The organism is Vibrio sp. MOR3, assembly GCF_001557775.1.
In the GTDB taxonomy this organism is placed as follows: Bacteria; Pseudomonadota; Gammaproteobacteria; order Enterobacterales; family Vibrionaceae; genus Vibrio; species Vibrio jasicida.
Map to the genome: position 1 here is coordinate 128,433 of NZ_LNRD01000014.1, position 10,293 is coordinate 138,725.

Annotated in this window: 11 protein-coding genes; 6 read left to right on the plus strand and 5 right to left on the minus strand. The window is 45.5% G+C overall.

The features are described from left to right. Positions 1–8: 8 nt before the first annotated feature. Together dapE and ATB76_RS21825 are read right to left on the minus strand one after the other, a co-directional pair. The gene (dapE, locus tag ATB76_RS21820) at positions 9–1,145 is read right to left on the minus strand and encodes a succinyl-diaminopimelate desuccinylase (RefSeq protein ID WP_061036112.1); all 1,137 of its coding nucleotides are present in this window, start codon (positions 1,143–1,145) and stop codon (positions 9–11) included. 18 nt (positions 1,146–1,163) lie between these two features. Next, positions 1,164–1,514, minus strand: coding sequence for an ArsC family reductase (locus ATB76_RS21825; protein WP_038879202.1), 351 nt, complete (start codon positions 1,512–1,514; stop codon positions 1,164–1,166). A gap of 303 nt (positions 1,515–1,817) precedes the next feature. Here ATB76_RS21825 and ATB76_RS21830 point away from each other — a divergent pair, with 303 nt between their 5' ends. Next, a complete protein-coding gene (locus ATB76_RS21830; RefSeq protein ID WP_038864778.1) occupies positions 1,818–2,105 on the plus strand; it encodes a helix-turn-helix domain-containing protein in 288 nt (95 codons plus the stop codon). A gap of 38 nt (positions 2,106–2,143) precedes the next feature. Here ATB76_RS21830 and ATB76_RS21835 read toward each other — a convergent pair whose 3' ends face one another. Next, complete coding sequence (locus ATB76_RS21835) at positions 2,144–2,476, minus strand: DUF4156 domain-containing protein (RefSeq protein WP_038864781.1); 333 nt, start codon at positions 2,474–2,476, stop codon at positions 2,144–2,146. 1 nt (position 2,477) lies between these two features. After that, positions 2,478–2,831: a DUF2956 domain-containing protein gene (locus tag ATB76_RS21840; protein WP_038879205.1), complete on the minus strand. Its 354-nt coding sequence runs from the start codon at positions 2,829–2,831 to the stop codon at positions 2,478–2,480. Positions 2,832–2,973: 142 nt separating this feature from the next. On the opposite strand from ATB76_RS21840, the gene ATB76_RS21845 reads away from it, so the two are divergent. Continuing rightward, the gene (locus ATB76_RS21845; protein WP_061036113.1) at positions 2,974–3,459 is read left to right on the plus strand and encodes a DUF2919 domain-containing protein; all 486 of its coding nucleotides are present in this window, start codon (positions 2,974–2,976) and stop codon (positions 3,457–3,459) included. A gap of 41 nt (positions 3,460–3,500) precedes the next feature. Further along, on the plus strand, positions 3,501–4,403 hold the full coding sequence (locus ATB76_RS21850; RefSeq protein WP_061036114.1) for a Dyp-type peroxidase: 903 nt from the start codon (positions 3,501–3,503) through the stop codon (positions 4,401–4,403). A gap of 77 nt (positions 4,404–4,480) precedes the next feature. Here ATB76_RS21850 and melR read toward each other — a convergent pair whose 3' ends face one another. Continuing rightward, entirely contained in the window at positions 4,481–5,491 is a 1,011-nt protein-coding gene (gene melR, locus ATB76_RS21855) for a transcriptional regulator MelR (protein ID WP_061036115.1), read from the minus strand. Positions 5,492–5,819: 328 nt separating this feature from the next. On the opposite strand from melR, the gene ATB76_RS21860 reads away from it, so the two are divergent. From ATB76_RS21860 to ATB76_RS21870, 3 genes are all read left to right on the plus strand, one after another. Continuing rightward, entirely contained in the window at positions 5,820–7,172 is a 1,353-nt protein-coding gene (locus tag ATB76_RS21860) for an alpha-glucosidase/alpha-galactosidase (RefSeq protein ID WP_061036116.1), read from the plus strand. An 88-nt stretch (positions 7,173–7,260) separates the two neighbouring features. Beyond that, the gene (gene melB, locus ATB76_RS21865; protein WP_061036117.1) at positions 7,261–8,688 is read left to right on the plus strand and encodes a melibiose:sodium transporter MelB; all 1,428 of its coding nucleotides are present in this window, start codon (positions 7,261–7,263) and stop codon (positions 8,686–8,688) included. A 159-nt stretch (positions 8,689–8,847) separates the two neighbouring features. Then, positions 8,848–9,981: a flagellin gene (locus ATB76_RS21870; RefSeq protein WP_038891846.1), complete on the plus strand. Its 1,134-nt coding sequence runs from the start codon at positions 8,848–8,850 to the stop codon at positions 9,979–9,981. Positions 9,982–10,293: the final 312 nt, after the last annotated feature.

Below are 10,293 nucleotides of genomic sequence, written 5' to 3' on the forward strand. Positions count from 1 at the left end.
CGTAGGCGCTATTTTGCTAACAGATGCTTTAACGTGTTCTCGTACATGTCAGTCAACTTTTCTAGATCGTCCACTTTCACGCACTCGTTCACTTTATGAATCGTCGCATTAACAGGGCCAAGTTCAACCACCTGACCACCCATGCGGGCGATGAAGCGACCATCAGATGTACCGCCTGTCGTCAGAAGCGCTGGCTTAGTGCTGTTTACTTCATCAACTGCTGCTACCACTGCCTCTAGCAATGCGCCAGTGTCAGTTAAGAACGGGTCGCCGTTGAATGTCCACTTTAGATCGTAGTCTAGCTCGTGCTTATCCAGCGTCTCAGTGATGCGTTGAACGATCACTTCATTGTTGAGCTCAGTGCTAAAACGCAGGTTGAACTGAACATTGAACTCGCCAGGAATGACGTTAGATGCACCGGTACCTGCTGAAACGTTCGGGATCTGGAAACTGGTTGGAGGGAAGTAGTCGTTACCTTGGTCCCATTCGGTTGTCGCGAGTTCGTGAATCGCCATTAGAGACTGGTGAACGGGATTGTTTGCTAGGTGAGGGTAGGCAACATGACCTTGTGTCCCGTTTACCGTTAGGTCACCAGTGATCGATCCACGACGACCATTTTTCACCACATCGCCAACGACTTCTGTACTTGAAGGTTCGCCTACGATACACATATCGATGTTCTCACCGCGTGCCATTAGGGTTTCAACCACGCGAACGGTGCCGTTAATGAATGGGCCTTCTTCGTCAGAAGTGATCAAAAAGCCAATAGAGCCTTTATGGTTTGGGTTTTCTGCGATAAAACGTTCTACCGCTACCACCATGCAAGCCAATGAGCCTTTCATATCTGCCGCACCGCGACCATGTAAGTAACCATCGATAATGGTTGGTTCAAATGGGTGGGTGTCCCATTGCTCTAGCTTGCCCGCAGGCACCACATCGGTGTGACCGGCAAAAGCAAACAGTGGCGCTTCTGTACCACGTCGAGCCCAGAAGTTTGTGGTGTCTTCAAACACCATCACTTCGATTTCAAAACCTAGTGCTTTTAGGCGTTCGATCATTACATCCTGACAGCCTGCATCTTCAGGCGTTACGGACTGGCGGCTGATCAGGTCTTTAGCGAGTGCCAGTACTGGACTGTCTGTCATCCTTGAGTATTCCTTACATTAAGAGTTAAAAATGGTCGCGTATTGGTCTGCTTTGAAACCGATATGAAGTTGATCTTGCACTTTCAAGATTGGACGCTTAATCATTGCTGGGTTTTCCACCAATAGAGCAATCGCGTTCTCTGCGTTTAGTGAATCTTTCTGTTCTTGAGTCAGTTGGCGGAAAGTCGTGCCGCGTTTGTTGAGGACTTGTTCCCATCCCAAGGCGTTACAAAATTCAGTAACCATTGCCGCGTCGATACCTTGTTTACGGTAATCGTGGAAATCAAATGCTACGTTTTCTGCTTCTAGCCACTTTTTGGCTTTTTTAATTGTGTCGCAGTTTGGGATGCCGAACATGGTGATCGTCATATTAATTCCTTTTCTTTTTGTTTTTTACTCATCAGTTTGCGTTATGAATGGCCGATGTAGCGTTATTTTTGGCTGTTTAATCATCCTATCAAGAAGCAACCAAACTGACAAAATGATGCAGACAATATTTCGCGTAACTTTGCTCTGTTTCGTTTGAGTTAGTAGCTCAATCCACCACCAAATGGCAGCCAGATTGATAAAAAACTCGGCTAAATAGCACGGAAAAGTCGAGTTATTGATCAAACGCAACATCTCTCTGGGCAAAAAAGAAATAATGAATCAGCACAATTTTAGGAGGTGTCAATGGAATTGAGTCCTGTTTTTGCAAGGCGGCTATATTTGGCCTTGTTGGTGGAAAACCTAGAAAGGCCAAATGTACCAAAATTGATCGAAAGAACGGGGTGGCCTCGTCGTACTATTCAAGATGTACTCAAGGCATTACCGGGGATCGGCATCGAGCTTATCTTCGTTCAAGATGGCCGACGTCATAATGACGGCTATTACCAACTTTCAGATTGGGGGCCTTTTGATGTTCAATGGGTTCTTGAGCGGGAAGGAGATATCGCTAGCAGTCTTGGATTTCGTGCATAAGCCAGCAATAGCTGGCTTTTTTTACATTCGAAATAGACCTACTGGCAGCGGTAGGCAACACCTAGCACGCTAAATGAAGTGACAAAGTCTTGAGGGGAGATCATAAACACCGTGTCCGCGCCTATGGCAGATGCCTTGTTTTTTAGGTCATGCATTGCGCCCTGCATCATTGCGTCATTAGTGTAGAACAAGTAACTATACCAGTGCCCCTCACTGCCTGTTACCTCACCTAGGTATTCACAATGTTGTGGGTTAAATTGGCTATCAATGCGAATTTGAACACTGTCACTTGGTATAGAAGACAAAGTCGAAGGCGTTGAGCATCCCATCAAAGCCAGTGCGATGCTTCCTGTCATCACATAACGAAACATGTTATCTCCCCATTACGATATAGGCGGCAAAACCAATCCAACTAAGAACAAGTAACGCCCACGGCAAGATGGTTGGTTTGGTTGCTGGCTCTTGAACCATTCCCATTTCTTGCTCAGCAGTATCTTCATGTTGGCGCTGCTTTTCTCTTTGCTGTTTTTTCTTCGCTTTATCGGCTTGTCGATTGCGTTCTTTCTGTTGCTTCTTGTACTGAGCAATGCCTTTTTCGATGCCTTGAGCGACCAACCTGGTTTGCTCTTTGGTTTGGCCTGGCTTCTGTGTAGCTTTCGCAATTTTCATCGCTTCAGTTTGGGTTTCTTGGGAAGGAACGGGTGCTGTTGTGTTTTTCTTTTTCATATTTTTTCGACGTCGCTGTAAATCTAACCTTAGTTTACCTGCGTAAGATGACGAAATGAACTTTAGTTCTCATGTTTGCGGTGTTGCAACTCTGAAGCGATCGGTTAAAGTGGCATTTTTATGAAACTAAGAAGACGATATTGTGCGTTACTCATTCGATCAGTACGACGCTCATGGATTTTTGAAAGCGCCAATTATGTTATGGCTAGGATGGATGTTCCTAGCGCGCTCTTGGGTGGTGTTTGCCATGGCAGGAGTGAGTAGAGACAGCGGTAGCAAGATACTATCGATTGTTTACCCTGACTCTAATACGTTATACCTCGGGCTATCGATGGGTATTCCAAGCCTGCTATTGATGTGGTTGATGGGCTTGCGTCATCCTGACAGAGGTTGGGTGAATCAAATTACTCAGCATGGTCGTGCGATGACTTTGATCTTGTGCGGTATTCAACTGGCGCAGACCATGTATCATGTCTATCTCGAACATGGTGTTTTCAATTGGGCGAACGCGCTTACAATTACCTTGTTAACTTGGTTTATGATCTATCTTCTTAATGGAAGATGGGTAAAAGACTGTTTCAACGTGCCACAAGTTGAGCACAAAGAAGAACAGCCAGCAAAAAATTAAAACAAAGCTCCCGCAAGGGGCAATGTATAGAGGAAATCTCAATGTCACAAGCTCAAACTGCGATTGTGCCTGAAGCAAGTCCATTTGCACTTTACACTCAGTTGAAAGTGAACCAAAACCGTGAAAACGTGTTGGCGAAACTGAAAGCGCTTCCTGAGCTAGTAAAAGAGCTCAATGCGAGCCAACCAGGTGCAGATCTAACCCTTTCTATCGCATTCACCAAATCTTTTTGGCAGCACCTAAACATGCAAATGCCAGAAGAGTTGATTGACTTCCCTCAATTGGGTGAAGGCGACATCGTAGCGCCTGCGTCGGACGTAGATGTTCTGATCCACTGCCACTCAACGCGTCATGATTTGCACTTCTACGTTCTACGTAAGTTCTTAGTAGACACAGCAGAAGACGTGACAGTGGTTGATGAGACATACGGTTACCGTTACCTAGATGCTCGTGACATGACAGATTTCGTCGACGGCACTGAAAACCCGAAAGGCGATGCACGTGCTGACGTAGCGTTGATCAAAGACGGTGCTTTCGCTGGTGGTAGTTACGTGATGGTTCAACGCTTTGAGCACAACCTTCCTGCATGGAACCGTTTGAACGTGTCTGCACAAGAGAAAGTGATTGGCCGTACTAAACCAGATTCTATCGAGCTAGAAGATGTTCCTGCTGCTTCTCACGTAGGTCGTGTGGACATCAAAGAAGAAGGCAAAGGCCTTAAGATCGTTCGTCACAGCTTGCCATACGGCACAGTAACGGGCGCACACGGTCTGTTGTTCATCTCTTACTGCAACACTATCCACAATATCAAAGTGATGCTTGAGAGCATGTACGGTGTGACAGATGGTAAGACTGACCAACTGCTTCGCTTCACTAAAGCGGTAACAGGTGCGTACTTCTTCGCTCCTTCACAAGAAATGCTAGCGGAATTGGCGATTAAGTAATTCTTCGCTACCCTTCCAATGATTAAAAAGGCAGAGTGATCTGCCTTTTTGTTTCCCCTCATTCTTGCCTGATAAGACTAACTGACTGTCAGTGGTCTTTTGCCATCAATGGCGCCTTTCTCTAGTTCGTAAAGTGGGCTGGTACTGTGACTGCTCCAGCGATGATCTTCGCGTGACTTCTTGCGATATTGCGTTGGCGTTACACCAATATAATTCTGAAAAGTCTCATAAAATCGGCTGCTAGAATTAAAGCCTACCGTTAAAGCGATATCTAAAATTGTCCGGTCAGTATCACTCAACAGTGCTCTGGCGTGGTTAATTCGCATGGCCGTGATGTATTGCTTGATGGTCATCTGCATGGTTCGTTGGAACACGTTCATCACATAATTGGTGTGCAATCCAATGTGTTCTGCAATATCTTTTATCGTGATCGGCTGGTTATGATGGGTGGCAATGTATTCCAGCATTTGACTGACGTAAAACTGCGAATGTTTAGATACGCCTTTTTTCGTCGATTTCTCTTGTCGATTAACGATCAGTTGTTCCCAGCCATCTAGGCTCATCCTTTTTAACATGAGTCCTATTTCATCTATTGCCAATTGCTGGCGACTCTCTGAAGGATGGGTCATTTCCTCGGCCCAACGAGCTAGCTCAAATTCACTGACTAGTGAGTTTGAACTCGACTGCAATACGCAACCATGGGTGATTTGATTAACTAAGTCCCGATTTAACGTCCACGACATAAAGTGATGAATAGGGATATTGATGATTCCCATGTTATGGCTATGCCCTGGGTTCGTTAGTCGATGCGGGACAGAAGCCCAAAACAGACCGATTGAACCAGCTTTCACAATCACAGGGCTGCCATTAATGATGTACTCGACGTCATCTCCAAAAGGAATGTTCACCTCTACTTGTCCATGCCAGTGATAACCCGGCATAGAGTGGGGCGGCCTAAGCTCGATATCGATTTTTTCATAGGATGAGTACAGCGAAAGTGGGCTTACAGAAACCGTTTCGGAAGAATACTTATCTTGAATCACGACTTTCAATGTATCTAACTCTGCCTTGGACTCTACCTTCGCCATCGCCCACCTCTTAGGAAACTGTATAAGTTCTTTGTACTAAATCTGTTGAAACAAAACTCAGAACAGCTTCAAAAACACCGATTACTCTGTTTTATAAGATTTTGGTTATGTGACTTAAATCGCCGTGCTAGCAAGCCTCAGTGTATCTTCCCACCTTTTTTATCCGTGATTTACACAAAAATATCCCATTTCCTAAGAATTTTTATTGGTTGATTTTAAATATTAGGAAACGGGAGAGTGATTGGTTTATCTGAGACGAATTCGGCCTTGCGACAGGTGTAACTTAAATGCATCGAAACAAAAGTATGAAAGCAAAAAGGATTCAACTATGAAAAGCCCTAAAATCACATTTATCGGTGCGGGTTCGACGATTTTTGTGAAAAACATTCTTGGCGATGTGTTCCACAAGCCAGCGTTCAAAGGGGCGCAAATTGCCTTGATGGATATCGATGAACTCCGTTTAGAAGAGTCACATCTCGTTGTAAGCAAGTTAATGGAGTCATCCGGAGCAACGGGCACGATCACTTGCCACTTAAACCAGAAAGAGGCATTGCAAGGCGCAGACTTCGTGGTTATTGCGTTCCAAATTGGCGGTTATGAACCATGTACCGTGACGGATTTTGAAGTCTGTAAGCGTCATGGTTTAGAGCAAACTATTGCGGATACATTAGGCCCAGGCGGCATCATGCGCTCACTTCGCACCATTCCGCACCTTTGGAGCGTATGCGAGGACATGACGGCGATCTGTCCAAACGCTACCATGCTTAACTACGTTAACCCAATGGCGATGAACACTTGGGCGATGTACGAGAAATACCCTCATATCAAACAAGTGGGTTTGTGCCATTCCGTGCAAGGGACGGCGGAAGAGCTGGCTCGCGACCTTGATATCCAATACTCAGACCTTCGTTACACCTGTGCAGGCATTAACCACATGGCTTACTACCTGACGCTCGAAAAGAAAAACGAGCAGGGGGAGTATGTCGACATTTATCCTGAACTGCTTAAGGCATTTGAATTGGGCAAAGCGCCGAAGCCGGGTTTGCACCACAATGGTCGCTGCACCAACCTAGTCCGCTACGAGATGTTTAAGAAGTTGGGCTACTTCGTAACGGAATCTTCAGAACATTTTTCTGAATACACGCCATATTTCATTAAGCCAAATCGCCCAGATTTGATTGAACGTTATAAAGTGCCACTTGATGAATATCCTAAACGTTGTGTAGAACAAATTGCAGACTGGAAAAAAGACCTCGAAGACTTCAAAAACGCGGATCAAATCACCGTCAAAGAGTCACATGAATACGCGAGTACCATCATGAACTCGATTTGGACAGGCACACCAAGTGTTATCTACGGCAACGTGAAGAACGAAGCGTTGATTGACAACTTACCGCAAGGTTGTTGTGTGGAAGTGGCTTGTTTGGTGGACGCAAACGGCATTCAACCTATCAAAGCAGGACGCTTACCAAATCACTTAGCGGCATTAATGCAGACCAACATTAATGTTCAAACGCTGCTGACAGAAGCCATCCTCACGGAAAACCGTGACCGCATTTACCATGCCGCTATGCTTGATCCTCATACTGCAGCAGTGCTTGGACTCGAAGAGATTTATGCCCTTGTTGATGACTTGATAGAAGCACACGAAGGTTGGTTGCCAGCGTGGGTGCATCAGTAAATCCAGACTCACAAAACCAATATCAATAAAAACGACAATAACGTGAATATACTGCGCCTTCTCGATGAGGGGGCGTAAGGAGTAACAAATGAGTATCTCTATGAATACCAAGCTAAGCTACGGCTTTGGCGCATTTGGTAAAGACTTCGCTATCACCATCGTTTACATGTATCTGATGTTCTATTACACCGACGTTGTTGGCCTCTCGGCTGCTGCGGTGGGGACCATCTTCTTAATCGCGCGTATTTGGGATGCTGTGAACGATCCGATTATGGGCTGGATCGTGAATAACACCCGCTCTCGTTGGGGTAAGTTTAAACCTTGGATCTTAGTCGGCACGCTCACCAACTCAGTTGTGTTAATCATGCTGTTTAGTGCGCATCACATAGAAGGGCCATGGCTGATCGCTTACGCCGCGGTTACTTACATCTTATGGGGCATGACTTACACCTTGATGGACATTCCTTTTTGGTCACTGGTTCCGACATTAACATTGGATAAACGTGAACGTGAAGAGTTGGTTCCTTATCCACGATTTTTTGCCAGCCTTGCATGGATTGTTACCGCTGCTATTGCTATGCCGTTTGTGAATTATGTTGGTGGCGACGACAAAGGGTTTGGTTTCCAAGTGTTTGCCATTTTGCTTGTCGGTTGTTTCCTCGTATCCACTTACGTCACGTTACGTAACGTGAAAGAGCGTTACTCAACCAGCAACCTTGACGTGACGAAGCCTGAAGAAAAAGTCTCACTGAAGAAGCTCCTTTCTCTTATCTACAAAAATGACCAGCTAACGAGTGTGCTTTGTATGGCACTGTCATACAACCTCGCTACCAACATCATTACAGCCTTTGCGGTTTACTACTTCACCTATGTGGTCGGAAATGAGGAACTTTTCCCTTACTACATGGCTTATGCTGGTATTGCGAACCTAATTACACTGGTGTTGTTCCCTAAATTGGCGCAAATGTTCTCACGTCGAGTTTTATGGGCGTGCGCATCGAGCTTCCCAATCTTAGGCAGTGCAGTTCTTATCTACGTAGGCATGTACGACAAACAAAGCATTCTGCTGATTTCTACCGCAGGCGTGTTATTGCAAATCGGTACGGCGCTATTTTGGGTACTCAACGTCATTATGGTGGCGGATACAGTGGACTATGGTGAGTACAAACTGGGATCTCGCTGCGAAAGTATTGCTTACTCAGTACAAACGCTGGTGGTGAAAGCAGGTTCAGCTTTTGCGGCTTTCTTTATTGGTATCGCACTTACCGCAGTGGATTATGTACCGAACATGGAGCAAAGCCCTGAAACCGTGTTTGGCATGCAATGCATCATGGTTGGTTTGCCTGCGTTCTTCTTCGCTATCGCTTTGGTTGTGTACTTCCGCTTCTACAAACTCAACGGTGCTTACCACCAAAAAATTCAGGATCATCTGACCGAGAAATACGACCATATTACGACGCAAGAGACGCCAAAAGACCTTACGCGTAAATCTGCCAAGCCGGCTGAAGCACTCTAGCCCTACACAGTCAGCGTAAGCTCATTGTTTACGCTGACTTGTCCACACTACGAACCGCTATTTTACTTCTCCATCTCCATCTCTTTTCCAAAAAAACACTAAACGTTTCTTTAATTTGGTCGATAAGTATCCAAAGCCTTAATTTCAGGACCAATATTTGTGGCGATCACCGTTAATACCAATGTGGCAGCACTTGTCGCACAGCGTCATTTGACCAGTGCAACCGACATGCTGAACCAATCCATGGAGCGTTTGTCTTCAGGGAAGCGTATTAATAGCGCGAAGGATGACGCTGCGGGTCTGCAAATCTCCAACCGCTTACAATCGCAAATGCGTGGTTTAGATGTTGCCGTGCGCAACGCGAACGATGGCATTTCCATCATGCAAACTGCGGAAGGCGCGATGAATGAGGTGACTAACATCATGCAGCGCATGCGTGATTTGTCGCTCCAGTCAGCCAATGGCTCAAATAGCAAAGCGGAACGCACTGCGTTGCAAGAGGAAGTCTCTGCACTTAACGATGAGCTAAACCGCATTGCGGAAACTACTTCTTTTGGTGGGCGTAAACTGCTCAATGGCAGCTTTGGTAAGTCGGCATTTCAAATTGGCGCAGCGTCAGGTGAAGCAGTGCAAGTTGAATTAAAGTCGATGCGTAGTGATGGCATTGATATGGGTGGCTTTAGCTACATTGCAAACGGACGCGCAAGCTCTGATTGGCAAGTAAAAGATGGCGCGAATGATCTTAGCATGTCATTTACTAATCGTTTTGGTGAAACGGAAACCATTCAAATTAATGCCAAAGCTGGCGACGATATCGAAGAGCTTGCGACCTATATCAATGGTCAAACTGACAAAGTCACGGCATCTGTGAATGAAGAAGGTCAGTTACAGCTATTTATGGCTGGAGAAGAAACTTCAGGCACTTTATCGTTTTCAGGTGATTTAGCGAGTGAACTTGGGTTGCAGCTAAAAGGTTACGATGCGGTTGATAACATCGACATTACGTCAGTCGGTGGTGCGCAACAAGCCGTGGCCGTCCTAGATACTGCGATGAAGTACGTTGATAGCCATCGTGCTGAGTTAGGTGCGTATCAAAACCGCTTTAATCACGCGATCAATAATCTGGATAACATCCACGAAAACCTAGCGGCTTCGAACAGCCGCATTCAAGATACGGATTACGCCAAAGAAACCACGCAAATGGTGAAGCAGCAGATCTTACAACAGGTCAGTACTTCTATTCTGGCACAAGCAAAACAAGCGCCAAATCTTGCCTTGACGCTGCTTGGTTAATGGTTCGACCCATACGAATTCAACGCAAAATCAGCCTGTATCGACAATTCGAAAAGAAGCTTTAGCGAAAAATGAAAGTTTTTTTGCTTTTTTATCCGCTTCGTCACGATTACCCCTCCAAACGAATTATTTTCAAAAAAATCTAAAAATTTTTCTAAAGAAAACAGGGCATGCGCCGTTAATAAAAGTAACTTTGAGAGAACTACTTGGTTTTCCGAGACGTCGGAAACCGCTACATCGGAAAATCAATTGGAGAAATCACCATGGCAGTGAATGTAAACACAAACGTATCAGCGATGACCGCTCAGCGTT

Excerpts from the sequence above, each read along its gene's own strand:
- ATB76_RS21835 (WP_038864781.1), bottom strand. The coding sequence starts at position 2,476 with ATGTTTCGTTATGTGATGACAGGAAGCATCGCACTGGCTTTGATGGGA.
- ATB76_RS21825 (WP_038879202.1), bottom strand. The coding sequence starts at position 1,514 with ATGACGATCACCATGTTCGGCATCCCAAACTGCGACACAATTAAAAAA.
- dapE (WP_061036112.1), bottom strand. The coding sequence starts at position 1,145 with ATGACAGACAGTCCAGTACTGGCACTCGCTAAAGACCTGATCAGCCGC.
- ATB76_RS21860 (WP_061036116.1), top strand. The coding sequence starts at position 5,820 with ATGAAAAGCCCTAAAATCACATTTATCGGTGCGGGTTCGACGATTTTT.
- ATB76_RS21850 (WP_061036114.1), top strand. The coding sequence starts at position 3,501 with ATGTCACAAGCTCAAACTGCGATTGTGCCTGAAGCAAGTCCATTTGCA.
- melR (WP_061036115.1), bottom strand. The coding sequence starts at position 5,491 with ATGGCGAAGGTAGAGTCCAAGGCAGAGTTAGATACATTGAAAGTCGTG.
- melB (WP_061036117.1), top strand. The coding sequence starts at position 7,261 with ATGAGTATCTCTATGAATACCAAGCTAAGCTACGGCTTTGGCGCATTT.
- ATB76_RS21840 (WP_038879205.1), bottom strand. The coding sequence starts at position 2,831 with ATGAAAAAGAAAAACACAACAGCACCCGTTCCTTCCCAAGAAACCCAA.
- ATB76_RS21830 (WP_038864778.1), top strand. The coding sequence starts at position 1,818 with ATGGAATTGAGTCCTGTTTTTGCAAGGCGGCTATATTTGGCCTTGTTG.